At 70.5% G+C, this 25,329-nt stretch carries 25 protein-coding genes and 1 tRNA gene; 12 read left to right on the top strand and 14 right to left on the bottom strand.

Annotation, left to right across the window (positions count from 1 at the left end):
• Positions 1 to 54 precede the first annotated feature (54 nt).
• Positions 55 to 621 (bottom strand): potassium channel family protein, encoded by a 567-nt coding sequence (locus H036_RS21870; protein WP_017933684.1) that lies wholly within the window; start codon positions 619 to 621, stop codon positions 55 to 57.
• Between the two features lie 337 nt (positions 622 to 958).
• On the opposite strand from H036_RS21870, the gene H036_RS21865 reads away from it, so the two are divergent.
• Both H036_RS21865 and H036_RS25260 read left to right on the top strand, forming a co-directional pair.
• Entirely contained in the window at positions 959 to 1,420 is a 462-nt protein-coding gene (locus tag H036_RS21865) for a hypothetical protein (RefSeq protein WP_017933683.1), read from the top strand.
• 148 nt (positions 1,421 to 1,568) lie between these two features.
• Positions 1,569 to 1,808 (top strand): hypothetical protein, encoded by a 240-nt coding sequence (locus H036_RS25260; RefSeq protein WP_157417067.1) that lies wholly within the window; start codon positions 1,569 to 1,571, stop codon positions 1,806 to 1,808.
• Between the two features lie 136 nt (positions 1,809 to 1,944).
• Here the strand turns inward: H036_RS25260 and H036_RS0104995 are convergent.
• From H036_RS0104995 to H036_RS0104965, 7 genes are all read right to left on the bottom strand, one after another.
• Positions 1,945 to 2,016: transfer RNA gene (locus H036_RS0104995), tRNA-Val, on the bottom strand.
• A 69-nt stretch (positions 2,017 to 2,085) separates the two neighbouring features.
• Entirely contained in the window at positions 2,086 to 3,657 is a 1,572-nt protein-coding gene (locus H036_RS21860) for a fused response regulator/phosphatase (protein WP_017933682.1), read from the bottom strand.
• Positions 3,650 to 4,978 (bottom strand): ATP-binding protein, encoded by a 1,329-nt coding sequence (locus H036_RS0104985; protein WP_017933681.1) that lies wholly within the window; start codon positions 4,976 to 4,978, stop codon positions 3,650 to 3,652. Before H036_RS0104985 ends, H036_RS21860 begins: the two co-directional genes overlap by 8 nt.
• Positions 4,975 to 6,012, bottom strand: coding sequence for a SpoIIE family protein phosphatase (locus H036_RS0104980; protein ID WP_026145795.1), 1,038 nt, complete (start codon positions 6,010 to 6,012; stop codon positions 4,975 to 4,977). The genes H036_RS0104985 and H036_RS0104980 overlap by 4 nt, the downstream gene beginning before the upstream one ends.
• Positions 6,009 to 6,425, bottom strand: a complete 417-nt coding sequence (locus tag H036_RS0104975) for an anti-sigma regulatory factor (RefSeq protein ID WP_017933679.1) — start codon at positions 6,423 to 6,425, stop codon at positions 6,009 to 6,011. The genes H036_RS0104980 and H036_RS0104975 overlap by 4 nt, the downstream gene beginning before the upstream one ends.
• On the bottom strand, positions 6,406 to 6,810 hold the full coding sequence (locus H036_RS21855; protein ID WP_017933678.1) for an STAS domain-containing protein: 405 nt from the start codon (positions 6,808 to 6,810) through the stop codon (positions 6,406 to 6,408). Before H036_RS21855 ends, H036_RS0104975 begins: the two co-directional genes overlap by 20 nt.
• On the bottom strand, positions 6,810 to 7,646 hold the full coding sequence (locus tag H036_RS0104965; RefSeq protein WP_017933677.1) for an STAS domain-containing protein: 837 nt from the start codon (positions 7,644 to 7,646) through the stop codon (positions 6,810 to 6,812). Before H036_RS0104965 ends, H036_RS21855 begins: the two co-directional genes overlap by 1 nt.
• A 519-nt stretch (positions 7,647 to 8,165) precedes the next feature.
• Here H036_RS0104965 and H036_RS21850 point away from each other — a divergent pair.
• The 5 genes from H036_RS21850 (at position 8,166) to H036_RS21835 (ending at position 10,583) form a co-directional block, all read left to right on the top strand.
• Complete coding sequence (locus H036_RS21850; protein ID WP_017933675.1) at positions 8,166 to 8,594, top strand: ATP-binding protein; 429 nt, start codon at positions 8,166 to 8,168, stop codon at positions 8,592 to 8,594.
• Positions 8,591 to 8,929, top strand: a complete 339-nt coding sequence (locus H036_RS24215) for an STAS domain-containing protein (protein ID WP_017933674.1) — start codon at positions 8,591 to 8,593, stop codon at positions 8,927 to 8,929. The genes H036_RS21850 and H036_RS24215 overlap by 4 nt, the downstream gene beginning before the upstream one ends.
• Position 8,930: 1 nt before the next feature.
• Positions 8,931 to 9,269: an STAS domain-containing protein gene (locus tag H036_RS21840; protein WP_017933673.1), complete on the top strand. Its 339-nt coding sequence runs from the start codon at positions 8,931 to 8,933 to the stop codon at positions 9,267 to 9,269.
• Between the two features lie 100 nt (positions 9,270 to 9,369).
• A complete protein-coding gene (locus tag H036_RS25255; RefSeq protein WP_017933672.1) occupies positions 9,370 to 9,813 on the top strand; it encodes a hypothetical protein in 444 nt (147 codons plus the stop codon).
• The gene (locus H036_RS21835) at positions 9,810 to 10,583 is read left to right on the top strand and encodes a SigB/SigF/SigG family RNA polymerase sigma factor (protein ID WP_157417065.1); all 774 of its coding nucleotides are present in this window, start codon (positions 9,810 to 9,812) and stop codon (positions 10,581 to 10,583) included. The genes H036_RS25255 and H036_RS21835 overlap by 4 nt, the downstream gene beginning before the upstream one ends.
• A 12-nt stretch (positions 10,584 to 10,595) precedes the next feature.
• Here the strand turns inward: H036_RS21835 and H036_RS21830 are convergent, their stop codons facing one another.
• The gene (locus H036_RS21830; RefSeq protein ID WP_232421805.1) at positions 10,596 to 12,077 is read right to left on the bottom strand and encodes a DUF2252 domain-containing protein; all 1,482 of its coding nucleotides are present in this window, start codon (positions 12,075 to 12,077) and stop codon (positions 10,596 to 10,598) included.
• A gap of 90 nt (positions 12,078 to 12,167) precedes the next feature.
• Between H036_RS21830 and gabT the strand changes: the two genes are divergently transcribed.
• Together gabT and H036_RS0104915 are read left to right on the top strand one after the other, a co-directional pair.
• Positions 12,168 to 13,502, top strand: a complete 1,335-nt coding sequence (gene gabT, locus H036_RS0104920) for a 4-aminobutyrate--2-oxoglutarate transaminase (protein WP_017933669.1) — start codon at positions 12,168 to 12,170, stop codon at positions 13,500 to 13,502.
• Positions 13,503 to 13,548: 46 nt separating this feature from the next.
• A complete protein-coding gene (locus H036_RS0104915) occupies positions 13,549 to 15,051 on the top strand; it encodes an aldehyde dehydrogenase family protein (RefSeq protein ID WP_017933668.1) in 1,503 nt (500 codons plus the stop codon).
• A gap of 16 nt (positions 15,052 to 15,067) precedes the next feature.
• Here H036_RS0104915 and H036_RS0104910 read toward each other — a convergent pair whose 3' ends face one another.
• Positions 15,068 to 15,304, bottom strand: coding sequence for a hypothetical protein (locus tag H036_RS0104910; RefSeq protein WP_017933667.1), 237 nt, complete (start codon positions 15,302 to 15,304; stop codon positions 15,068 to 15,070).
• Between the two features lie 204 nt (positions 15,305 to 15,508).
• Here H036_RS0104910 and H036_RS21825 point away from each other — a divergent pair, with 204 nt between their 5' ends.
• Positions 15,509 to 16,687, top strand: a complete 1,179-nt coding sequence (locus H036_RS21825) for an AraC family transcriptional regulator (protein WP_017933666.1) — start codon at positions 15,509 to 15,511, stop codon at positions 16,685 to 16,687.
• Here the strand turns inward: H036_RS21825 and H036_RS0104900 are convergent.
• The 3 genes from H036_RS0104900 to H036_RS0104890 all read right to left on the bottom strand — a co-directional run bounded on the left by H036_RS0104900 (position 16,657) and on the right by H036_RS0104890 (position 18,999).
• Entirely contained in the window at positions 16,657 to 17,232 is a 576-nt protein-coding gene (locus H036_RS0104900; RefSeq protein ID WP_017933665.1) for an RNA polymerase sigma factor, read from the bottom strand. The two genes, H036_RS21825 and H036_RS0104900, sit on opposite strands and share 31 nt — an antisense overlap.
• A gap of 230 nt (positions 17,233 to 17,462) precedes the next feature.
• Positions 17,463 to 17,747: a hypothetical protein gene (locus H036_RS0104895; RefSeq protein WP_017933664.1), complete on the bottom strand. Its 285-nt coding sequence runs from the start codon at positions 17,745 to 17,747 to the stop codon at positions 17,463 to 17,465.
• A 94-nt stretch (positions 17,748 to 17,841) separates the two neighbouring features.
• The gene (locus tag H036_RS0104890; RefSeq protein WP_017933663.1) at positions 17,842 to 18,999 is read right to left on the bottom strand and encodes an acyl-CoA dehydrogenase family protein; all 1,158 of its coding nucleotides are present in this window, start codon (positions 18,997 to 18,999) and stop codon (positions 17,842 to 17,844) included.
• Between the two features lie 103 nt (positions 19,000 to 19,102).
• Here H036_RS0104890 and cls point away from each other — a divergent pair, with 103 nt between their 5' ends.
• Positions 19,103 to 20,620 carry a cardiolipin synthase gene (gene cls / locus H036_RS0104885; RefSeq protein ID WP_051068604.1) on the top strand — a complete coding sequence of 506 codons (1,518 nt, stop codon included), beginning with the start codon at positions 19,103 to 19,105 and terminating at the stop codon, positions 20,618 to 20,620.
• A 318-nt stretch (positions 20,621 to 20,938) separates the two neighbouring features.
• Entirely contained in the window at positions 20,939 to 23,518 is a 2,580-nt protein-coding gene (locus H036_RS25860) for a helix-turn-helix transcriptional regulator (protein ID WP_017933661.1), read from the top strand.
• A gap of 10 nt (positions 23,519 to 23,528) precedes the next feature.
• Here the strand turns inward: H036_RS25860 and H036_RS21815 are convergent, their stop codons facing one another.
• Positions 23,529 to 25,238 carry a SulP family inorganic anion transporter gene (locus H036_RS21815; protein WP_198289900.1) on the bottom strand — a complete coding sequence of 570 codons (1,710 nt, stop codon included), beginning with the start codon at positions 25,236 to 25,238 and terminating at the stop codon, positions 23,529 to 23,531.
• Between the last annotated feature and the right edge of the window lie 91 nt (positions 25,239 to 25,329).

Here is a 25,329-nt window from a genome sequence, read left to right as displayed (position 1 = left end):
GCGAACTTGAAACTGATGCTCCCTACGTGGCCGTTGCCGGTGGGACCGGTCGGGTCACCGTCCGTCCTCCCTCGCCTGCTCTGCTCGTTCGTCGGCGACCCGCCCCAGGATCCACGTCGCCACCGAGGCGGTGACCGCGCCAACCACACCGATCCCGATCAGCATCAGCACCACGGCGACAAGCCGCCCTTGGGTGGTCACCGGGTAGTGATCGCCGTAGCCGACGGTCGTCACCGTGGTGGCGGCCCACCACAGCGCATCCCCGAAGGTCGTGATGTTCGCGCCGTGTGCATCCTGCTCGGCGTCGAGCACCGCGAGCGCTCCCAGGAACACCGCGAGCGTGGCCGCGCCGGAGACGTAGATCAGCACCCGCCCGGCGAGGTTCCGGGCGGCCGAGCGGTCCAGGATCCGCACCAGCGCCAGCAACCGCAGCAGCCGCAGGGGGCGGAGCACCGGCAGCGCGACCAAGGCGACGTCGTACCAGTGCGCCACCGCGTAGCGCTTCCGGTCGCCGGCCAGGCTGAGCCGGATGGCGAAGTCCACCGCGAACGCCACCCACACCGTCCACGACACGACCGAGAGGAATCCACGCAGCTCGTGGTCGATGCGGGGATCCAGCACCGGCCATGCGTAGGCGACGAGGAACGCCAGAGCTAGGAGGATCAGCGGAACCTCTGTATGGCGCTCCCAACGCTCAACCGGCGTAGCGGCTGGCCTCGTCATCGATGACCGGGGCATATTTCTCCCTCTCGTGGCGGCGCTGGTGGCGCTGCACAAGGTAGCGAGATGCGGCCCTTAGGTCGCTGACCTGCGGAGACGCGCGTCGTACATGTCGAGCACCTCGTCTCCGGTCGGCTGCGGGTGACCGCATCCCCCGCCGTCGCCGCGATCGGATCTTGTTGGTGCGACCAACGATGTTATTGTTGGTCGCACCAACATAATCTGAAGGGACAACGGGATGACTGACGAAACCCTCTACGGCACTCGTCTGATCGGTCAGACCGAGAAGACGCTATCGGCGATCCTCGACCGTCTGCTCACGGGAAGCGGCGTCACCGAGCCCCAGTGGGTGGCCCTGACCGTCACCGTGAACCAGGGCGCAGCACCGGCGACCGCTGCGGCAGAGCGGGTGGCCGCGAGCCTCAAGATCTCCCCGCGCGCGGGTGCCGCGGTGCTGACGAGCCTGATCGAGAGTGGGCTCGTGGAGATCGACGATGCGGGCACGACTTCGGTCTCGCGCACCGGCCACGAGCTCTACCAACGCGTCCACGGACACGTCGCCGAGATCACCGGACGCGTGTGGGGCGACATCCCCGCCGACGAACGGGAGACGGCCGCCTCGGTCCTCCACACGACGCTGCTGCGCGCCGCCGCCGAACTGACGGCCTTGGCTCCTGACGCAACAAGGGATGAGGCGTGATGCGACGGTGAGGGACGGCGGGCATGGTCGTCCCCAGCCCCGCCCTGGGTCACATCGCTGAGTCATCCGAGCCGTTCACCCACGGTTCGGCTCGTCATGCCGACCGTGTCGCCCTCCATGCCTGTTCAGGGGCACGGCGGTGATGGTCGTGGCTGAGCGGATTAAGCGGGTGAAGTCGACCTTCGATCCCTCGGGGTTCTTCGCGGCGCTGGAGCGGTTCCCCGAGGAGTACTGTGCGCATCGCCGTCGGCATCATGAGATCGCGCTGCCCGGCGCTCGGCGATGTGCACGGCGTACGACGGCCGTCGGCGTGCTCGTCGTCGTAGGGGGCGTCGATGAGGGCCTGGGGCGCGCGGCTGCTGCGGAATCTGGCGGACCGGATCGATGACGCCGGAGGTCCGAAGATCACGCATCTGCCGTTCACCGCCCGAGGGGCGCACAAGGGAAGGCTTGAGCGAATCGCGTTGACGAAATGCGAAAGGCCCCCTGACCATTTCTGCAGGTCAGGGGGCCTTTCGTTGCGGTGGGTGATACTGGGTTCGAACCAGTGACCTCTTCGGTGTGAACGAAGCGCGCTACCACTGCGCCAATCACCCGCGACGTTGCTGAACACTAGCGCATCTCCTGCCACACCTCACATTCGGGACGGCCCGAGAGACGGACGTCTAGGTGGGCGAGTCGGTGGCCTCGTCGAGACCGACGACCAGCAGCGCGACGTCGTCGTCGCTGGCCCCGAACCTGGCCAGCAGCCGGTCGGCGATCGTCTCGGTGGCGCAGTCGGCGAGGGTTGCCAGGAACGCCGAGACCTCCTCGAGACTCGCGTCCAGCGGTACGTCGCGGCGTTCGACGAGACCGTCGGTGAACAGCAGCAGCCGATCGCCCGGCTCCAGCTCCACGACGTGCTCGGTGTGGGTCGAGTCCAGCCCGAGGAGCACGCCCCTGAACGAGACCAGCTCGGCCTCGCCGCCCCGGACCACGATGATCGGCGGGTGCCCGGCGCTGACCACCTGCATGGTGCGCCGATCGGCATCGATCATGCCGATGCAAGCGGTGGCGATCACGCCGGGCACGTTGCGCACCAGCACCCGGTCGATCCGGCGCATGATCTCGGCCGGGCCGTAGTCGTCGTAGGCGTAGGCGCGCAGGGAGTAGCGCAGCTGTGCCATCACCACGGCGGCCTCCAGCGAGTGCCCCTGCACATCGCCGATCGCCACGAACAGGTTGCCGCCGACCTCGAAGGCGTCGAAGAAGTCGCCGCCGACCTCGGCATGGCGCTCGGAGGCGCGGTACCGGGCCGCGATCGTGACGCCGTCCGGCTCGGGCAGGCTCGCGGGCAGGAGGCTGCGCTGGAGCAGCACCGCGGTGCGGTGCTCGCGTTCCAGCGTCCGCAGGTTGTCGAAGGCCACCGAGGCCAGTTGGGCGAGGCGCTCGAGGAGGAGGTCGTTGCCGTCCTCACCCGATGTCGCCGGGACCGCCACCAGCCCGACGCGCTCGTCGTACACGACGATCGGGCAGACCCGCCACAGCTCCTCACGGAGCGTCGGGAGGAATGTCGACCAGGTCTCCTCGCGCGGACAGACCGTGTCGGTGGCATCGAGGCCGGCTAGGAGCTCGGCGAGCCCGTCACGGGAGAGCGGGCCGTTGACGTCGACGGTGCCGCCGGGCGCTGCGGCGGATCGGTGCGCGACCTGCGCGTCGAGCAGGACGGCGACCGCCGGCTCGTCCAGCACCTCGGCCGCGGCCCGGGCGACGCCATCGGTGAGCCGCGCCGTGGTGGCGGCGATGTTGAGCCGCACGGCCGCACGGTTGAGTCGGCTCATCCGACTGGCCAGCTCCTCCGCGTCTCGCCGCGCGCCGGAGGAGCGCAGCAGCGTGCGGATGGTCGAGAGCAACTCCTGCGGCTCGATCGGATCGACCAGGTACGCGTCCGCCCCGCTGTCCAGGCCGGCCACCCGGTCGAGCGTCTCCATCGCGACGGCGGAGACGTGCACGACCGGGATGCCCGAGTGCTCCGGGTCGTGACGCAGGTCGCGGGTGATGTCCAGGCCGCTCCCGTCAGGCAGGTGTACGTCGAGGACCGCGAGGTCGATGTCCTGCTCGGCGAGGATCCGCCGCGCCTCGGCAGCGGTGTCGGTCTCCACGATCCGGTAGCCGCTGCGGCGCAGCCAGCTGGAGATCACGTAGCGCTTGGCGGGGGTGTCGTCGCAGACCAGCACCAACGGCAGCCGTTCAGGCATGGCTGCCGCCGACCGGCAGCCGCAGCGAGAAGCAGCTGCCCTCGCCGACGACGCTCGTCACCTCGATGTGCCCGCCGAGCGCTGTCGCCACCACCTGGGCGAACGGCAGTCCCAGACCCGTGCCCTTGGCACTGGCATGCAGGGGCGAGGTGGCCTGGTAGAACTCCTCGAAGATGTGGGCGAGGTCGTCCTCGGCGATGCCGACGCCGGTGTCGCTGACCTCGAAGAGCAGGTCCTGCTCCTCGGCGCGCGCGCTGAGCCGGACCGACCCCGACGAGGTGAACTTCGCGGCGTTGCTGAGCAGGTTGCGGAGCACGTGTCGCAGCAGGTCAGGGTCGGTGCTGATCACGTCGACGCCGTCGAGCTCGACCTTGAGCGTGACGTCCGGGCGCAGGATCGGCTCGATCACGCCGCGCAGCTCGCCGAGCAGTGCCTCCAGCGAGGTCGCCGACATGGTGGGCTCCAGTCGACCTGACTCGGCCTTGGCCAGGTCGAGCAGCTCCTCGACGAGGCGCTGCAGATCACCCGCGCTGGTGCGCACGTACTGCACCTGCTCGGTGTGCTCGGCGCTCAGCCGGTCGGTCTGGTGGGGGTCCAGGAGCAGGCCGGTGAGGCCGAGGATGGAGTTGACGGGCGTGCGCAGCTCGTGGCTGATGCTGCGCAGGAAGCGGGTCTTGGCCTCGCTGGCCTGGCGCAGCTGGAGGTTCTTGTCGTCGATCTCGGCGTAGAGCGCGACCACGCCCTGGTTGGTTCGATCCAGCTCCGCGGACAGCTCGGCGTAGAGCGCCATCACCCCGCGGTTGGTCTCCTCGAGCTCGTTGTTGACCACCTCGAGCTCGCGGCTCTGGGCCCGCAGCTCCTCCAACGCGTTGAGCAGGTCGCGGTTCTGCTCGCGCAGCTCCTCGGCCGGTGAGGCAGGGTTCTGGGCGAGGAGCTGCCCGCGCAAGCGCTTGAGGACGTGGGCGTCGGGGACGGGCGAGGGGATGGACTTCTCCAGGGTCAGACCCACGCCGCGCGCGACGTCGTAGGGGAACTGCTCGTCGACGAGCCGGGAGGCTGCGGCGACCGAAGCTGGCCACTGGTCCGGTACCCCGTCGGCGTGCATGCGCACCTGCAGCATCGCGCCGCGCACACCGAGGACCACGGTGCCCCCGCCGGAGGCGACGACCTCGCGACCGAGCTCGCTGATGGCCGTCGCCATGCGGAGGGCATCGAGTCGGTCGAGACCCAGGCCGACCGCGCACTCGCGGCCGAGCTGGCGAGCGACGAAGAGGTCGTCCTCGGTGCGCAGCGTGACCTCGGCGAGCGGCGTGGCGATCATGAAGGCGTCCGCAGGACGAGGACGCCGGCGTCGTCGCGTCGGCTGGCGGCCGCGCGGAAGAGAGCGGCGCAGATGACGGCCGGCGCATGGGCCAGCACGCCGGGAACGTCGTCGACCGACCACCGGTGGGAGAGCCCGTCGCTGTGCATGAGCACCGCTGTCGCCGGCTCGACCGCGTACGTCGTCTCGCGCAGGCGCGGTGAGCGATGGCCGGCGATGCCGGGCTGCGGAGGCAGGGTGCGGCTGGTGCTCGGTCCGATGATGCGGGCTGCGACGTTCCCGATGCCGGCATGCACGAGGCGCTGCGCTGCCGGGTCGTAGCTGATCACCGTGACCGCCGCGCCGCGCGTACCGCCGAGGGCGGCATGGATTCGCTCCAGCACCGCGGCGGGCGAGACGGCCTCCAACGCCATCAGCACCTCCGCCGCGCGGCGGGACGCTTCGGCTGCCAGGGGACCGTGACCGAGACCGTCGGCGACCATGGTGACATGGATCCCACCGCTGACCCGGTGGGCCGCGGTGTCGCCGCACGGACCTTCGCCGGTCAACGGCCGGCTGAGATCTGCGACGGACGTCCCGTCTCGGTTCGGCGCGGCTGGGCCGCTGCCGCCATCGCGGCCGATGACGGCCTCGGCGATCGTGCCCATCGCGGGCACGGAGTAGATGTCGAAGGCCGACGAGAGTCGCTTGCAGGCGCCCAGGCCGATGCCGAGCGTGCCTCGGGTGGAGGCGCCGTCGGAGATCAGCGCATCGATGTTGCGGCTGCCGGGACCCCCGTCGATCGCCAGCACCCGCAGAGCCGCGCCGTCGCCCTTGCCGAGGGTGCGCAAGGCGATCTCGCCGCCCGCAGCGTGCTTGACCAGGTTGGTGGCGAGCTCGGTGACGACGATGCCGGCCTCCGCCACCCGCTCCGGCGCGAAGCCCAGCTCAGTGGCCAGGACAGCCGCGGCACGGCGTACGGCGGGGACGGCCGCGCTCTCTCCGACGTGCCACCAGATGTCGCCGGTGGCGTCGTAGAGCCCGACCATCCTCATCGCCTCCACTTGACGATGCTGATCCGGGTGCCCTCGCCCGCCGCTGTGTCGAGCTCGAAGTCGTCGACGAGCCGCCGGGTGCCGGACAGGCCCAGACCCAGGCCGCCGCCGCTGGTCCACCCGTCGGTGAGGGCCAGGTCGACATCCGGGATGCCAGGGCCTTCGTCGGCGAAGACCACCTCGACACCGGCCACACCGGTGCGCTCGAGGATCCGGACACGTGCCTCGCCGCCGCCGCCGTAGACCAGCGTGTTGCGGGCGAGCTCGCTGGCGGCCGTCACCAGCTTCGTCTGGTCGACGAGTGAGAGCTTCGCCGCCATCGCGAAGTCGCGCACGGACTGTCGCACGCGCACGACATCGGAGTCGGCGCGTACCTCGATGACGGTGCTCGCCTCACTCGGCGAGGTAGTCATCGCGGATCACGTCCCCTCCGCGGGCGCGGTCGTCGATGCCGCGGCTCAGCAGCCGGATTCCCCGGTCCACGTCGAGCGCGGTGCGCACCCCCGACAGCGTCAGGCCGAGTTCGACCAGGGTGATCGCCACCGCCGGCTGCATGCCGACCACGACGGTCTCCGCGTCGAGCACCCGGGACACTGCTGCGGTGGTGGAGATCATCCGACCGATGAAGCTGTCCACGATCTCCAGTGCGGAGATGTCGATCAGGACACCCTTGGCGCCGGTCTCCACGATCCTGTTGCTCAGGTCGTCCTGCAGCATCAGCGCGGTGTGGTCCTGCAGGTCCACCTGGATGGAGACCAGCAGCATGTTGCCGATCCGCAGGATCGGGATGCGCTCCATCAGGCCCTGCTGACGACGTCGAGACCGGAGCGGCGCATCGCCAGCAGCATCGCGTCGGACAGGCTGGCCTTGGTGTGGATGTCACCGAACTCGATGCCGAGCGCCACCACCGTCTGGGCGATCTGCGGCCGGATGCCGGACACGATGCACTCGGCACCGAGCAGGCGGGCGGCCTGGACCGTCTTGAGCAGGTGCTGCGCGACCTGGGTGTCGACCGCGGCGACGCCGGTGATGTCGATGATCGCGTGCTCGGAGCCGGTGTCGACCAGCGCTTGCAGCAGCGCCTCCATCACCACCTGGGTGCGGGCGGAGTCGAGGGTGCCGACGAGGGGCAGCGCCACGATGCCGTCCCACAGCTTCACGACGGGCGTGGAGAGCTCGAGCAGGGACTCGGCCTGCTGGGCGATGACCGTCTCGCGGGCGCTCGCATAGGTCTCGAACATGTAGAGCCCGAGATCGTCCACGAACCGCGAGAGCTTGGCGAACGCCTGGTAGGCGGCGAGGTCGGCGCGGTTCTCGAGCAGCTCGAGCACGGCGGTCTTGAGCGCGAAGATGCTCACAGCGGCCTCGGTGGGGGAGAAGCCCTGGCGAGCACGGGTGCGGCCGAGGTCGGCGACGAGCGCGCGCAGCCCGTCGTACGCCGCTGCGCGGATGTCGCTGCCGCGGCCGTCGCCGGCCGTCAGCCCGTCGAAGATCTCGCGGATGTCGTTGGTCAGCTCGCTCGTCGTCATACGGCCGGCGAGGGTCGCCTCGACGACGCTCGTCCAGGCGGGGATCACCTCGTCCCGACTGTCGCGGAGCAGGTCGATCCAGTCGTTCTCGGGTTGTGACGACACGTCTTGTCATCCTTCGTCGCAGGAGTTGCACGGTAAGGAGCTCACCGTGGTCCGTATCTTGGCAGAGGGCTTCGATTCCCGCCCTACTGACGCGTCAACAAGGTTCGGCAGGTCGCGTTGTTTAAGAATCTCGGCCCTCGGGCAGTGATGGCTCGACCGTGGGGACCGGCTGTACGACCAGAGGGGGAGCACCGTGGCGAGAGCTGCTGTTGGCGAGGGGAGCGCCCACGGCCACGACTGGCGCGTCGCCGAGGTGGTCTTCGATGACGGTGTGGCCCTCCGGCAGTTCGAGTGCTGGTGTGGCGCGACGAACCTGGACAGTGCGGCATAATGCGACCGACCCTCATGGGGGCGCACCGGCCCCGACACAGACGCTTCGCCGCTCCGATGGTGGGCCGACGGCGACGATCGCGCTTTCAACCGTGTGTGATCGTCTCGTCGCTTTTGAACGAGAGGAACCCTGCGAGTGGCACAGCCATCCGACCGGCTAGTGGCATCGCCCACGGAGCTGACGGCGCCATGATCGAACGTCGGGAGTCCCTCGAGCTGCCTGCCGTCCCTACCTCGATCGGCACGGCGCGCACCGTCGTGGCCACGGTCGGGGCGCGACTGCCCCAGGGACTGCGTGACGATGCTGCGCTGCTGGTCTCGGAGTTGATGAGCAACGCCGTACGTCATGGCGCTGGGCTCGCGCTCCTGACGGTCTCGCTGCACGACGGGGCGTTGACTGTCGCCGTGCACGACGACGGGGTCGGCCTGCCCCTGGTGCGGACCGGGATCGGCGACCCGTCGGCCGCATCGGGGCGCGGCCTCGGGATCGTGCAACGACTCGCTGACCAGTGGGGCGTGGACGTCGACCAAGGGCGCGAGGGCAAGACGGTGTGGTTCCGTCTCACGGTCGAGAATGCGACGTGGGACCAAGATGAGAGGGCAGGGGAGAAGGTATGAAGCTGACGATCACGCGACGAGACGACGAGGGCAACTGCACCTTGACTCTCGAAGGATCTGTGGATCTGGTCACCCGCGAGGCGCTGGTCGAGGCCGGCCGCGACGCGCTCGCACGGGGCGGCTCGCTGACCCTCGACATGGCGGGCGTGGACTTCATCGACTCCACCGGTATCGGCTCGATCGTCGAGCTGTCCCGCGAGGCTGCTGCCCGCAACGTCGCGATGGTGGTGGCGCCGCGCTCGGCCCGGGTCGAGCGCATCTTCGAGGTCACCGGCCTGGGCCAGGTGTGGACCCCCGTTCCGTCGCTGGTCGGTGCCAGCACGGTGGATCGTTAGGATGAGCGTCGTGCCCCTCTTCGCAGCAACACGCGAGATCGACGCGACCGGTCAGGACGTCCTCGTGATCACCGGCGACGTGGATCTGGCGACGGCGCACGAGTTCGTCGCGGCCGCCGATGCGTGGACGGCGACCGGTCGTAGCGGCCCGGTGCGGCTGGACCTCAGTGGAGTCACGTTCCTCGACTCCACCGGGATCAGCGCGCTGCTCGAGATTCGGCGCGCTGCGGCCAGCGTCGGCACCGAGGTCGTGGTGGTCGGACAGTCGGCGGCCGTGGACCGCGTACTGGCCGTGGCCGGCATCACGGACCTGTTCGCCGCTCGGCAGGGTGACGCGTGAGGCGCGGCGCCGTACTGAACTGATCGGTCACGCCCCCGCGCCCCTCGGGTCCGGGGGACTTCCGAGCCCCGGGTGCCGCGCGAGCGGCAGTGAGGTAGCAATGATCTTCCCTGGCAACGTCTCCTGGCCCTCGTCGGCCGTGACGGTGAAGGTGCCTGCGCACCCGGACTTCGTCGCCTCGATCCGAGCGATGAGTCGATCGATGGCCGTGCTCGCCGATCTGGCACTGGAGGACGCCGAAGAGCTCCAGATGGCCGTCGACGAGGCCGCCATCCTGCTGCTGCCGCTCCTTCGCGGTGCGGACGGTGCGCACTCCGACGCTTCCACTGACGCCGACCCCCAGATGTTGACCGCCACCTTCGAGGTGGATGAGGGCTGCGTCGGCTTCGAGCTGAGCGCGCCCTGTGCCGAGGGCAGTGCGGTGGACCGCACCGGACTACCCTGGATGATGCTCACTGCCATCGACTCCGATGTCTCCGTGCGACCCGACGGCGACGTCATCGCGATCGCTGTCACGCGGCGCCGGGAGGGCACGCTTTCGTGACGCAGGACGAATCCCGCTGGACCTCGAGGAAGTCGGAGGAGGTCGGGCGGCTCTTTGAACGCTTGTCGGCACCGGGGATCGGGGTCGATGAGTACCGCGCTGTCCGCGAGGAGATCATCGAGACGAACCTCCCGCTGGTCGGTTACCTGGCCAGCCGCCTGGCCGGGCGCAAGGGCGCGCTGGAGGACCTCGTGCAGGTCGGATCGGTGGGCCTGATCAAGGCGGTCGACAGGTTCGAGCCGCAACGGGGCCACGAGTTCGTCACCTATGCCGCACCGATGATCCTGGGCGAGATCAAGCGCTATCTGCGCGACTCGGGCTCGCTGGTTCGCGCACCGCGCCGCGCTCAGGAGCTGCAGAGCGCCGTCATCGAGGCGCGGGAGCGGCTGAGCCAGGAGCTCGGCAGAGCGCCCACGATCTCCGAGCTCGCCACCAGGATCGGCGCCAGCGCTGAGGAGGTGGTGGAGACGATCGAGGTCGGACGCAGCCGCGAGGGTCGCTCCCTGGAGCCGCTCATCGATCCCTCAGGTGGCTCGCTGCAGCACCTCGTCGCGGCGGAGGAGCGTGGGTACGGCAGCGTCGAGGATCGGGTCGACCTCAGCGAGGCCATCGCCGAGCTGAGCGAGGCGGAGCGACAGGCGGTCACGCTGCGGTTCACCGATGGCAAGACCCAGGCCGAGATCGCGCGCGTCCTCGGCGTCTCGCAGATGCAGGTCTCCCGGCTGCTGCGGCGCAGCCTGACGAAGATGCGGCTGCTGCTCGAGGAGTAGCCCGACCGGGGATCAGCCCTGCTCCACCGGCACCCTCCCGGCGCTGATCGCGCCGGCCAGCTGGCCGTGATCGTGCTCGGTCTGGTCGGCGTAGGCGAAGGCGAAGGCGGTCATTGTCTCCGCGAAGGCGGTGCCCGTCCCCAGGTAGGACGCGATAGTCAGCGCATCCCCGGTGCGGGCATGGGCCCGGGCCAGCACCCGGCCGCACTGCCGTGCGAACGGCACCAGGTAGGGAGCGACCGCTCGACTGTCGGGGATGACCTTCATGTCACGGAACTGCCGCACGTAGAAGTCGGCGCCCTGGTAGCTGGTCCAGCCCAGGAAGATGTCGCTCGCCGCCTGGATCAGTCGCTTGCCGCTGATCACCCGCTCGCCGTGGGTGGCGTAGGGGCTGTCGCCGAGGAACTTCTCGTAGACCGACGGGCCGGCCTGCTTGACCTGGAGGAACAGTGGGTCGGTGCCGTTGCGACCCTCGAACAGGGCCAGGTAGACCTGCATGCCGACGCTCCCGACACCGACGACCTGGCGGGCGGCATCGACGAAGCTGAACCGGTCCAGCAGGTAGCGGCGCTCGTAGGGCAGGCTGTCGTGGTACTGCTGCAGCACGGTGAGGACCGACACCGACACGTCCATCTCGGGACGCAGGTTCGCCAGTCGGATCCGGATCGGCGGGTCCTCGACGATCTGCAGATGGCCCTCGACCTGGTGGACCAGCTTGCGGGCAGCGCCGGCGCTGGTACGGCGGTTGGCCTGCTTGGTCAGCCGCCGCGCCGCCTTCTCCCGGTGCTCGGGTGCGAAGAGTTCGAGCAGCTCCTCGGAGGTGATCACGTCGTACCAGATGGCGAGCTCGCCTGCGCTCGCGTAGCGCGCGATCTGCTCGGCGTACGCCGTCATCGCCGCGCTGACCGCCGCGCGGGCGACCTTCGCGGGCAGCCCGTTGTCCCGAGCGAGGACGACCAGGCTGGCGAGGTAGCGCTTCACGTCCCACTCGAACGGCCCGCGCACCGTCTCGTCGAAGTCGCGCAGGTCGAAGGAGAGCTGCCGCTCCGGTGTGGCCCACAGGCCGAAGTTGAGCACGTGGGCGTCGCCACAGAGCTGGACGTCGATGCCGGTGTTCGGCGTCGAGGCGAGGTCGGCCGCCATCACCGCTGCCGCGCCGCGGTAGTAGGTCCACGGCGACGCCGCCATCCGCCACATCCGGATGGGAACCAGGTCGCGGACCCGGGTGGTGTTCTGCTCGAGGATCGTCTCCAGCGCGTCGTGCCCGCGGCTCGCCTGCTCCCACCCGCCGAGACGCTTGCGCGGCACCACCCCGCGCGCGGCCCGGCCGAGGGCCCGTCGTTCTGCTCGTCCCTCGCTCGGTGCGCCGACGGCACGTAGTCTGCTCAACCCCTTCGACCCCCATCGCCCGGAGACCCCGGGGCCGAGTGGCCGTCGAGGGGATGCTCCGCTGCCCGAGGATCCCGCGCCGAGCAGTCCGCTGGCAACAGTCACGGATGGCGGATGGTGGCAGCATGGGGACCGTCCACGTCGATGGCAGCCGCCCGCTGCCTCCATCCCGACAACGCACCAGAGGAGACGGCCATGGCCACCCCCGAGCAGAAGCGCATCCTCGTCACCGAGATCCCGGGGCCGAAGTCGGTCAAGCTGCACGAGCAACGGGGCGCGGCGTTCGCGGCCGGGTTCGGCGTGAGTCTGCCGATCTTCGTCGCGGAGGCCGGCGGTGGCATCGTCGTCGACGTCGACGGCAACCACCTCATCGACCTCGCCTCGGGCATCGCGGTGACCAGCGTCGGCGCCTCGCATCCCGAGGTGGTCGCGGCGGTGCAGGCGCAGGCCGAGCGGTTCACCCACACCTGCTTCATGGTCACCGAGTACGAGAGCGCGGTCGACGTCGCGACCGCGCTCAACCGGCTCACCCCGGGCGACCACGAGAAGCGGACCGGCCTGTTCAGCACGGGTGCGGAGGCGGTGGAGAACGCGATCAAGATCGCGCGCAGCTACACCGGCCGCAGCGCGGTGGTCGTGCTCTCGCACGCCTATCACGGTCGCACCCTGCTGACGATGACCATGACGGCGAAGAACGTGCCGTACAAGGAAGGCTTCGGGCCCTATGCGCCCGAGATCTACCGGGTGCCCTCGCCGTACCCGTTCCGCTGGGTGGGGGACCCGGACAACGTCGCGCAGGAGGCGTTCGACCAGCTCGTCGACGTGATCACCTCGCAGATCGGCGCGCACAACGTGGCCGCGATCGTGGTCGAGCCGGTCCAGGGCGAGGGCGGCTTCGTCGTGCCGCCGGATGGCTACCTGCCGAAGGTCGCGGCCTTCGCCAAGGAGCACGGCATCGTCTTCGTCGCCGACGAGATCCAGTCCGGCCTGGGTCGCACCGGCACCATGTTCGCCGTGGACCACGAGGGCGTTGTGCCGGACATCGTCACGACGGCCAAGGCGCTCGCCGGCGGGATGCCGCTCTCGGCGGTCACCGGCCGTGCCGAGATCATGGACGCCGTCGCGCCGGGCGGCCTCGGCGGCACGTACGCCGGAAATCCGGTGGCGTGCGCGGCCGCGAAGGCGGCCCTGGAGGTGATCGAGCGCGATGACCTGCCGGCCAAGGCGCGCCGGATCGAGCAGCTCGCCAAGCCGAGGCTGGAGGCGCTGACGGGGGAGGACTCCTGGGTCGGTGACGTCCGCGGCCGCGGGGCGATGCTGGCGATGGAGTTCGTCCGTCCGGGCACCACGGAGCCTGCGCCGGAGGCGGCGAAGAAGGTGGCGGCGTACGCCAACGCCCACGGCGTGCTCACCCTGACCTGCGGCACCTACGGCAACGTCATCCGGCTGTTGCCGCCGTTGGTGATCGGCGAGGACCTGCTCGCCGACGCCTTGGACGTCCTCGAGGCGGCCGTGGCGACGCTCGCATGAGCGAGCGCAGCGAGCGAGTCATCGGATGCAGCGCGGAGGGTGCCGCATGAGCATCACGTCCTACCGACCGGCAGATGGCACGGTCGCCGGTTCGGTGCCCGACACCACGCCCGCCGAGGTCGATGCGGTCGTCGCCGCGGCCAGTGCTGCGGCACCGTTGCTCGCGGCGGCATCCCCGACGACCCGCGCCGGGTGGCTGCTCGCCGTCGCGACCGCGCTGGAGGCGCACGCCGACGAGCTCGCCGCGCTGGCCGACACCGAGACCGCCCTGGGCCTGCCGCGCCTGACGGGGGAGGTCGGCCGAACCGCCGCACAGCTGCGCTTCTACGCGGGCGTCGCGGTCGAGGGATCCTGGCTCGGTGTGAGCGTCGACTCGGCCACGCCGACCAGCCCGGAGCTGGTCCGGCTCAACCGGTCGCTGGGTCCGGTGGCAGTCTTCGGCGCGAGCAACTTCCCCTTCGCCTTCGGCGTCCTGGGCAACGACACCGCCTCCGCTCTCGCCGTGGGCTGTCCGGTGGTCGCCAAGGCGCACCCGGCGCACGCGCTGACCTGTGAGCGGCTGGCCGAGATCGCCACGGCGGCGCTGACCGAGGCCGGTGCGCCGGCGGGTGCGTTCGGCATGGTGGCGGGCATGGACGCCGGCGTAGGGCTGGTGCGGGCCGACGGCATCACCGCGGTGGGGTTCACCGGCTCGCAGGCCGGTGGTCTGGCACTGTGGCGGCTGGCGAACGAGCGTGCGGTGGTGATCCCGGTCTTTGCCGAGATGGGCACCGTCAATCCGGCGGTGCTGACCCCGAGGGCACTCGAGCACCCCGATCGGTTGGAGCAGGTGGCCCGTGGCTTCGTCGGCTCCTTCACCCTGGGCTCGGGGCAGTTCTGCACCAAGCCCGGCATGCTGCTCGCGCCGGCGGGCGAGGGGGTCGCCGAGGCTGTCGGGGCCGCACTGACAGAGGCAGCGCCGTCGGCGACGATGCTCACCGAGCGGATCGCCAGCGCGGCAATCGACGGCGTCGAGCGACTGCTCGCGGCCGGCGCCACCGAGGTGGCCCGGGCCAAGGGTCCGGGGGCCGGCTGGTCGGCGGACGCGGTAGTGCTCCGAGCGGCCGCCGGGGCGTTGAGGGACGGCTCGCCGCTCCTGGAGGAGTGCTTCGGCCCGGTCGCGATCGTGGTCGAGTACGCCGACGACGCCGAGCTCGCGACCGCTCTGGACGCCTTGCAGGGCAGCCTGGCGGGGACGGTGGTCACCGACGGCTCGGGCACGGACCCCGGCGCTGCGGACCTGGTCGACCGTCTCGCCGGCAAGGTCGGCCGGGTCACCGTCGATGACTGGCCCACCGGGGTGGCCTGGACCTGGGCGCAGCAGCACGGCGGCCCCTGGCCGAGTACGTCGGCGCCAGCGGCGACGTCGGTGGGTGCGGCCGCGCTGGGTCGGTGGGTGCGGCCGGTGACCTACCAGTCGGTCCCCGACGCGGCTCTGCCGGAAGCGGCGCGCGCGGCGAACCCGTGGCAGCTGCCTCGCCGGGTCGACGGCGTACTCGCCCTGCCCTGATCCGGGTGGCGGTCGCTCACTCCTCGGGTAGTGCGGCGAAGGTCCGCTTGACGTCGCGGTACCAGCCCATGCCGGCGATGGGATGCTTCCAGCGTCCCTTCATCTCCTCGCGCGCTGGGACGTGCGCATCGTCGCCTTCAGCGACCATGTCCCGCAGGTGCCGGTCCTGGGCCTTGATCACCTCGTCGGCGCTCTGCCCATGCAGGGTCAGGTCGCAGGGGCCGCCGAGCTGGTGACAGGTCATCGTCTTCATCGGTGCACTTCCTGGTCGGTCGATGTCGTTCCTGAACACAGTCTCGACGCGCGAGCCCGGTCGGTTGTGACATCGGCTCAGATCTGTGGAGAAGTGCCGCGCCCGATGCCGGCTCTGGAGAGTTCTGCCAGATCTGTGTCACAACGCTACGGCTCGTCCGTCTCCTTCCTGTCTCCCAGGAATCGCTGGAGACAGGAAGGACAGATGGGCGACGAGGGTGTGGGCGCAGAGTCCGGGGCTGGCCCGGAACGGCACGGCGAGACCATGTCGGGCACCGCGGTGGAAGGCGTGGGTCAGAGGAGGAGCGCGCCGAAGATCATCCGGACGAGGGACCCGGAGGAGGCCTCGGCCAGAGCGGCCGGTTACTTCTACCCGAACCGGATCGATCTGGCCGCGCCCGGCTTCGGGATGGACATGCACGTGATCGACCTCGGGGCGATGGCCACGGCCCTGCTGCGCTTTGACACCGAGACGGTCTACAGCATCTTGGAGCGGGAGGACGCCTACCACGTCAACGCCGGGATCGACGGTGCCGTTGACCTGCGGATCGGCAGCAAGCGCCTGGTCGCGGACCCGTCGGTCGGGATCATCGCGACGCCGTCGACCCTGAGCACTGTCAGCGGCTGGCGGTCGGGTAAGGAGCGGCTGCTAGGGGTCAAGTTCGTCCGATCCGCACTCGAGGGTCAACTCCGGGCCCTGACCGGCCGCGACGTCGAGGGACAGGTCCGGTTCGACACCCAGATGCGGCTCGATCGTGGCATCGGGGCGCAATGGATCCGGCTGGTCCAGGCGCTCGCGACCGAGGCGGCGGAGCAAGCCGCCGAGCAGGGCCCGACCGGGTGGCACCCGCTCTTGGCTGCGCGGACCTCGGATGCGGTGATGACGGGGCTGCTGCTGGCCTCCGACCACCAGTTCAGCGATCTGTTGCGGCGCGAGGATCGGCCGGTCGGGCCGGCCGCGGTGGAGCGTGCGGTCGAGATCATCCAAGAGCGGGCGCACGAGCCGTTGACGGTCTCGAGCATCGCCGCGGAGGTCGGGCTCAGCGTGCGGGCGCTGCAGAGTGGCTTCCGCAGGGCGGTGGGAGTGACCCCAGGCGTCTACCTCACCCAGGTCCGGCTTGAGCGCGCCCACCGCACGCTGATCGACGCGACCCGGCAGTCGGCCTCGGCGACGGCGGTGGCCGCGATGTGGGGATTCGGCAACTACGGCCGGTTCGCGAGGAAGTATCGGGAGCGATATGGCGAGTCGCCCGCCGAGACGCTGGCCGGCGCTCCGCTGATCCGGGCGACTCGGATCATGGGGGGCCTTCGACGTCATGACGCGGCTCGCGCCACGTCCTCGTCCCCAGAGACTCAGGCGACGCCGCCGAGCACGTCGGCGTAAGCCGCCCGCAAGGCGTTGCGCGCTCGGAAGAGCACCACGGCGGTGGTGCTGCGGCTGGCGTCGAGGGCCTCGGCGACCTCGGGGACGGAACGGCCCTCGACGGCGCTGAGCCACAGGGCGCAGCGATACCGCGGGTTCACCATGGCCATCGCAGAGCGCACCTCGTCGGCCTGCTCGATGCGGTCGAGCTCGTCGGCCGGCGAGTCGGCGGTGAGGTCCAGCTCGTGCTCGCCGAGGGTCTCGAGATGGACGAGGTTCCTATCGCGGCGAAGCCTGTCGATGTGCAGGTTGTGCACGGCACGCATGAGGTAGCTCTTGAAGGACTCGATCCTGTGGCCGGCGACGACCCGTTGCCAGCTGCGCAGGAACGCCTCGGAGACGAGGTCCTCGCCAGAGCCGTCGGCTCCACGCAGGCGATGCGCGAGCCGGAGCGCCATCGGCGCATGCCGGCGATAGAGCTCCCCGGTGGCGCCTCCGTCCTCGTCACGGCCGGCTCGGATCGTCTCGACGAGCTCAGCGTCTGCCAACGCGGCGAGCGGTGTCATCGACGCTCAGCGCTCTCCTCGCGCCGCCTGCGGCGGACGTCTGGCCCGGCGGCCCGGAGCGTGGCGTGGACAGGTTGCGCGCGCCAGCGCGTGACATGGATCGAGTACATGAATTCCTCCCCCAAGGAATGGCGGCCCCACAGAACCGTGCTTCGACGCTAGGGGAGGGAACGCGGCGCCAACAGCCGCTTCGCGCCACGTCAATGGCCGCATTGCGCAGCCGAGGTCCGTCAGGGACGCGGGGCGGGGTTGAGGAGGGGAAGGATCTCGTGGCGGCGGCTGACACCGAGCTCGTCGCGGTCGTAGGCCGCCTCTTGCGACGCGGCGGCAAGCGCTGCAGCGGCGTCGACGAACGGGCCGGTCACGAACGTCGCGCCGGCGATCGGGTCGCAGGTGAGGACGACGTGCGGCCTGTCCAGATCCTCGACGTCTTGCCTGACCATCGCCTCGACGAGGATCTGGACCCACGTCTCGAGGTGGGGGTGGGCGTCGTCCGGCGATGTCTCGATGGCCATGCTGCCTCCTGCTGCGAATGTGCTTCCACAACAGGGACGCGATGCCTAGCGGACTGATGACAGTGGGGCAGGCCTGCCTGCCCCACTGTCGCCGTCAGAGCCCCATCTGCTTGGCGATGATCATCTTCATCACCTCGGAGGTGCCGCCGTAGATCCGGTTGACCCGGCTGTCGGCGTAGAGACGGGCGATCGGGTACTCGTTCATGTAGCCGTAGCCGCCGTGCAGCTGCAGGCATCGGTCGATCACGTCGGCGGCTGCCTCGGTGCAGAACAGCTTGGCCGAGGCCGCCTCGGCCGGCGTCAGCTCGTCGGCGTCCAGTGCCTCGAGGGCACGGTCCGCGACGGCCTGCATCGCGTCCACTTTCGCCTGGCAGGCAGCCAGCTCGAACTTGGTGTTCTGGAAGGACGCCACCGCCTGGCCGAAGACCTGGCGCTCCTGGGTGTACTTCTGCGCGAACCAGACCGCGGCCTGCGCCTGCGCGTAGGCGCCGTACGCGATGCTGAGCCGCTCCTGCGGGAGGTTCTGACCGAGGTAGGAGAAGCCCTTGTCCTGCTCGCCCAGCAGGTTCTCGGCCGGGACGACGACGTCGTTGAAGGCCAGCTCGGCCGTGTCGGAGGTGCGCAGACCGAGCTTGTCCAGCTTGCGTCCGACGGTGTAGCCCTCGGAGGAGGTGTCGACCACGAGCAGCGAGATGCCGAAGCGGCGGTCGGTCTCCAGCGGCGCCGAGGTACGGGCGCAGACGATCACCCGATCGGCGTGCACGCCGCCGGTGATGAACGTCTTCGCGCCGTTGAGCACGTAGTGGCTGCCGTCATCGGAGAGGCGCGCGGTGGTCCGCATGCCGGCCAGGTCGGAGCCGGTGCCGGGCTCGGTCATCGCGATGGCGAACATCGTCTCGCCGGAGACGAAGCCCGGCATCCAGGCCTCGAGCTGCTCGGGCGTGCCGAGCTTGAGCAGGTAGGGCAGGCACAGGGCCACGTGCACCCCGGAGCCGCCGAAGCCGACGCCGGCACGAGCGGTCTCCTCGGTCTGGATCGCCGCGTACTTGAACGAGCTGATCCCGGCGCCGCCGTACTCCTCGGGGACCTCGATGCCGAAGAGGCCGAGATCGGCGAGCTTGGCGTAGAACTCGCGTGGGACGAGCCCGGCGTCGAACCACTCCTGGTAGTGCGGCACGACCTCGGCCTCGATGAAGGCACGGAGGGTCTTGCGGAACGTCTCGTGGTCGTCGTTGAAGACGGTACGTCGCATGGCGGGGACTTTCCTTCCTGCTGGGTTGTCAGCACCTTAGGCCGCTCGAACCGTCTCACCCGATGCGGGGGAGGGTCGATGCCGTACGCGCTCCTAGGTTGTCATGCGAGCGGCAACCGGCTGCTCTGCTGAGCCGGGGGAGGGCGTGGTGATAGCGGCCCTGGTCAGTGGCGCGGTGGTGGTCCTCCAGATCGCGATCGTGCTGGCAGCCCTGTTCGTGCTGCCACGCGGGCGTCGACCGCAGACCGCCATGGCCTGGGTGATCCTCATCGTGGTGCTGCCGTTCCTGGGGCTGGTGCTCTTCCTCCTCTTCGGTCGTACCAGTGTCGGACGCTCCCGCCGGCGCGGGCAGGAGGAGGTCAACCGGGCGATCGTGGGAGCCGTGGCGCGGCAGTCGCCCAGCGGCGACCCGCGCCGCCCCCTCGACGACGTCGACCACGGCTTCACCGTGCTGAACCAGAACCTGTCGGGTCTGCCGATGACCTATGGCAACCGGCTCGAGCTCCACCCCGACTACCGCGAGACGATCCAGGCGATGGCGGATGCCGTCGCCTCGGCCAGCCGCTACGTGCACGTGGAGTTCTACATCGCGGCGTGGGACGAGGTGACGGCCCCGTTCTTCGAGGAGCTCGTCCGCGCGACCGAGCGGGGTGTCGAGGTGCGGCTGCTGTTCGATCACCTCGGATCGCGGGGGATCCCGGTGCACAAGGAATTCCTCCGGCGCCTGGAAGGGACCAGGATCCGGTGGGCCGCGATGCTCCCGGTGCGGCCGCTCCACGGCGAGCTGCGCCGGCCCGATCTGCGCAACCACCGCAAGATCCTGGTGGTCGACGGCCGGCTCGCCTTCAGCGGATCGCAGAACCTCATCGAGCCCTGCTACGACAAACCGGGCAACCAGCGGCTCGGTCGCGAGTGGATCGAGCTCGTGGCGCGGATCGAGGGGCCGGCCGTGCACAGCCTCGATGTCGTCTTCGCGACGGACTGGCTGACAGAGACCGGTGAGAACCTCGCCGACCTGGTGGCGCCGCCCACCGAGGCCGAGGCCTCCGACGTACCGCCGGCGGAAGGCGACGTCGGGATCCAGGTGATTCCCAGCGGTCCGGGGTTCGTCACCGAGAACAACCTGCGGCTCTTCACCAGCATGCTCTACTCCGCGCATCGGCGGCTCTCCCTGACCAGCCCGTACTTCGTCCCGGACGACTCGCTGCTGTACGCCGTCACCACCGCGGCCCAACGCGGTGTCGAGGTCGAGCTCTTCGTCAGCGCGACCGCGGACCAGTTCATGGTCGCCCATGCTCAGCGCTCCTACTACGAGGCGCTGCTGGTCGCCGGTGTGCGGATCTGGCTCTACCCCGAGCCGTTCGTGCTGCACGCCAAGCACTTCTCAGTCGACGACCGGATCGCCGTGGTGGGGTCGAGCAACATGGACATGCGCTCGTTCGCGCTCAACTACGAGGTGGTCATGATGATCACCGGAGCGGGTCCACTGCGCGCGCTCGCCGAGGTGCAGGACACCTACCGGGCACTCTCCACCGAGCTGACGCTCGAGGCGTGGCGGCGTCGGCCGTGGCGCAGCGTCGGCATCGACAACGTGATGCGACTGACCGCGACCTTGCAGTAGGAACCCGCGACGTGGCGTCACAGGGACCGCCGGCACCCCCGGCGTCACCGAAATTTCACCCGGAACGGGTGACCGTCGGACACCCGCGGGCTCTACGTTGGTTGCAGGCAAGAGACGAAGCACCGGCGCACGCGCTGGCCGGGATCCGATGTGAGACTCGAGCATGAACCGACCGGGCGGGGAAGAGTGGGGCTTCCCCGGGTTCGAAGGGAAGCGATCTTGGACCAACGTCGTGCGCCAGCAGTCGGGGATGCAACGAGCAGGGGGCGCGCTGCTGACCGGAAGCGTGACCAGGCGGAGCCCAAGGCGCGAGCGCGTGTGCCCCGACCGCGTGTCGCCCCCGACAAGATGCCTCGGCTGCCGCGGGTCTACGTGCCGCGGGCCCAGGTGTGTCGGCGCTTGGACCAGGCGCGCGAGTGCGCTGTCACCCTCGTGGTCGCTCCTGCGGGAGCGGGCAAGACCTTCGGCGTGGCGGGCTGGCTCGGAACCGCGGCCGAACGCGGGGAGCCGGCGGCCCGATGGGTCCACGCCGACGAGACCTGGGGGCCCGACCGGCTCACCGATCTGCTGGACGAGGCGGCTGGAGCCGACGGCGCCGACGAGGTGGCGCCTGCCCGGGTGGTGATCGACGACGCCCACCTCCTGCCCGCGGCGTCGCACCGTGCGCTGGACGATCGGCTCAACAACGACCCAGATTCGATGCGGGTGGTGCTGCTCAGCCGTTGGGATCTGCCGATCGCGCATCTGGTGCCCGAGCTCCTCGGCCACTTCGCTGTCATCCGGGGCGACGTCCTGCGGCTCGACGATGACGAGGCACGAGCCCTGATCGTCGCGCACGCACGCACCGAGGAGCCCGGGGTCGTCGACGCCATCACGACCTATGCGCGAGGGTGGTGCGCCGCGGTTGTGCTCGCGTCGCGGGCCGTCGCGGTGACGCCCGACCCCATCGCGGCCGCACAGCGGTGCGTCGAAGGTGGTAGCCGCTTCGGCGATCAGATGGCGAGCGACGTGTTCGCCTCGCTGTCGCCACGGACGCGGCACCTGCTGCTGTGCCTGTCGGCGGAGAGCGTGGTCACCCCGCAGACGGCGGCCCACCTGTCGCACGATCCGGTGGCGGGCGAGCTCCTCGAGGATCTCGACAGCACCGGGCTGCTCGTCTCCCGGCTCGTCACCGACGCTGCCGACGAGGCCGTCCAGTACCGCCTGCACCCGCTGCTCAACGAGGTGGTCCGGCGGCGGCTGATCACTGATGGAGTGGACATCATCGGAGCGCGGGCAACCGTCGTACGTGCTGTCCTGCTGGACGCCGCCGCCGGAAACACCGACCTTGCGCTCCCGCGGTTGGAGGCGGTGCGGGCGTCCGAGGAGGGCGCCGCCTTCATCGCCGAGTACGGCGCCTCGATGGTGATGCGCGGCGAGGGTGCCGGTCTGGCTGTGTTCGCCCGCGACCATCTCGAGCAGGTCGAGCACGTTCCGGGCGTGTGGTTCCCGCTCGCGATCGAGCGCTGGGTCGCCGGTGACACTGCGGCCGCAGAGCGCTGGCTCGACCAGTGCCTGGGCATGGTCGGGTGCCTGCGTTCGGAGGAGCTGGCGTGCGCGCGGCTGATGCGCGCCCGCCTAGGCCGAGAGCCGATGCTGCCCGCGGTCGGCTTCGCCCGAGGGGTCATGCTCGCGGAGAGAGCCAGCGAGGTGAGCGCGGCGATCCTGCCGCAGCTGCTGACCGAGCTCGCGATGACCCAGGCGTGGCTCGGTGACCTTCACGAGGCCGAGGTGAACCTGGTCACGGCCGCCGGTCTCGCGCGGACGAGGGAGCTGCCCGCGTTGAGGGCGGCGGCGCTCAGTCACCTGGCGCTGACGCAGTACATGCTCGGCCGCGAGCGCGCGTGCACCGAGGTCGCTCGCCAGGCGTTGGCACAGATCGACGCGACCCGCTCGTGGTCACCGCAGTTCACCCGCTGGCGGCTCGAGCTCGCCCTCGGCCTGGCCCGGAGCGTCGACGTGCCCTGGCAGCCCGTCTCGCCGCTCCAGGACGCCAGGGTCCACCCGGCGGACCTGTGCAGCGTCTTCTGGCTGCAGGTGCAGCGCGCGCACGCCGTGCTCGTCGAGGGCTCGGTGGCGGACGGACGGCTGATGCTGCAGCAGCCCTTGGACCTGCCCGACTCGTGGCCCCTGCCCGACCACCTGCGGGTCTCGTGGCTGGTGGCGGAGGCGACGCTGGCCGCGCTCGCGGGCGACCGCACCTCCCTCAAGGCCGTCGAGGACAGGCTCGCGGCCGCCGCCTTCCGCGGCGAGGCTGCCTGGGCAGGTGCCTTGCGCGCCGACCTGGAGGGCGAGCGGCGCCAGGCGGCCGAGCTCTTCGAGGCCGCTGCCGACGACGCGAGCTTCGCACAGCCGGTGATCCGTCCGATCGCTCTCGTCGCCCGCGCCCAGCTGCTCGACGAGCTCGGAGAGACCGGCGAGGCCCAGGAGCTCCTGTGGCAGGCAGTGGTCGAGACCGAGGTACGACGCAACGCGGCCCCGTTCCTCGGCTGGACACGACAAGGCACGCCGATTCAGACGATGCTCGAGCGGTTGGTCCAACGGGCGCCGCGCCCCTGGGCCACGGAGCTGGCCGGGGCGATGGCGGACGCGACCAGCCTGGCGACCTACTTCGATCCCGGCACGGCGACACCGCTGGAGGAGGTGGACGACCAGACCGTCCACCTCCCGGTCCTCAGCGCGCGGGAGCGCGAGGTGCTGCGGCAGCTGGCGAGGGGTGCGACGTACGCGGACATCAGCGCGATCCTGTTCGTCTCGGAGAACACCGTGAAGACCCACGTCAGCAACCTCTACGCCAAGCTAGGCGCGGCCCGACGCAGCGAGGCGCTCGCGCTGGCTCGCGGGCACCACCTCATCTAGCTCATCTAGGTCAAGGCTGGTCACCCACGACCGGCGCCGGGCTGGGCCCGATCGAGGCGAGGGCCTCCTCGACGGTGCGCTGCACGCGTCCGGCGTCGTGCTGCTTGCGGAACCACGGCGAGCGGTCGAGGACCGCGCTCGCGTCCGGCGCCAGACCCGCGACCACCAGCACCGAGTCCGTCTGCTCCAGATCGGTCGCCATCGTGCGCAGAGCGTCCAGGAAGGGAACGGTGACGTCGTGCACGGCGGCCGCCTCCAGGACGACCGCCCGCGCCGGTGGCTGGGCCGTGTCTGCTGCCGCCAGTACCGCATCGGCGGTGGGGCGCGCGTTGCCGGCGTAGAGGCTGCCGTCGAGATGGAGCAGCAGCACGTCGCCGACGGGCGGCGCGGCCTCCACGGCCGGCGGCGTGGTGGTCCAGCCGCCCTCGGGCCGGGGATAGAGGAGTCGGACGCGTGGCTGGTTGACGTGGCGCACGACCAGCACCAGCGTCAGCACCAGCCCGACGGCGACGCCCACCAGCATGCCGCCGGTCAGGCCGATGGCCGCCACGATCAGCGCGATCCAGAGCTCGGCGCGGTCGATGCGCGCGTAGTCGACGAAGTCGGTGGCGTCGAGCAGGCCGATGACCGCGACGAACACCACCGCTGCCAGCACGCACCGGGGCAGGTCGTCGAGCACGGGCGCGAGCACCAGAGCGACCAGTAGAGCGAGGACGACGGTGGCGAGCTGGGCCACCTGCGAGCGGGCGCCTGCCCGCAGGTTCACCGCCGACTGCGACAGCCCGCCGGCCGGGGGCAGCGTCTGGGTGAGGCCGCCGCCCAGCGACGCCAGGCCCACCGCCACCAGCTCCTGGTCGACGTCGATCGCCGGCTCCCCGCGGCGGCGATTGGTCCGAGAGACCAGCACCGTCTCCAAGAAGGCCATCACCGCGATCGCCAGGGCAGCGGGCAGCAGGTCCAGGATGTCGCCCGCCACCGGCAGCTGTACGTCGGGAAGACCCCGCGGCACCTTGTCGATCAGCGCGACCCCGTGGTCCTCGACCGCGGTGAGTGCCACGAGCGCGATGCCGGCCGCCACCACCAGCAGCGGGCCCGGGACGCGCGGAGCGAACCGGCGCAGCGCGAGCAGCACGACGAGGCAGACGGCACTGATGGCCACGGTCGGGCCGTTGACGCTCTCCAGCTTGCCCAGGACGTCGCCGACACGTCCGAAGAAGCCGTCGTCATCAGGGTCGGACGTCACGCCCAGCAACGCCGGCAGCTGGCTGGCCGCGACGGTGAGCCCGACGCCGACCCGGATGCCGCTCAGCGTGGCCGGCGAGACCATCTCGACCAGGCTGCCCAGGCGCAGCAGCCGCATCCCCAGCAGGCACACGCCGACCATGAAGGTCAGCGTGGCCGCCGCCTGCACCTGGTGGGCGGCCGTGTCGACGGAGTGCGCCGGCAGGGCGGTGAGCGCAGAGGCGACCAGCACTGCGATGGTCGAGGTTGTGGAGACGCTGAGCGCCCGGGCGCCACCAAAGAGTGCGTAGACGGCCATCGGCACCAGGCAGGTGTAGAGACCGACCTGCACGGGCAGCCCGGCGATGGTGGCGTAGGCCATGGCCTGCGGGATCACCACGGTGCCGGCGGTCAGGCCCGCGATGACGTCGGCGCGCAGCCAGACGTGCTGGTAGTCGCGCATCGAGGGGCACCACCACGCGGGTCGTTGCTTGGGCACGGTCCCACGCTGACGGTGCAGCCCACCGGCAACATCACCCGGCTCGGGTGAGTAGTGGCGGCGCCCGACCACGGGACACGCAGGTCGGCTC

The sequence above is a fragment of the Nocardioides sp. Iso805N genome (genome assembly GCF_000364605.1).
In the GTDB taxonomy this organism is placed as follows: domain Bacteria; phylum Actinomycetota; class Actinomycetes; order Propionibacteriales; family Nocardioidaceae; genus Nocardioides.
The sequence above is the reverse complement of the archived record's forward strand: the minus strand, read 5'-3'. Positions and strand labels throughout refer to the sequence as shown.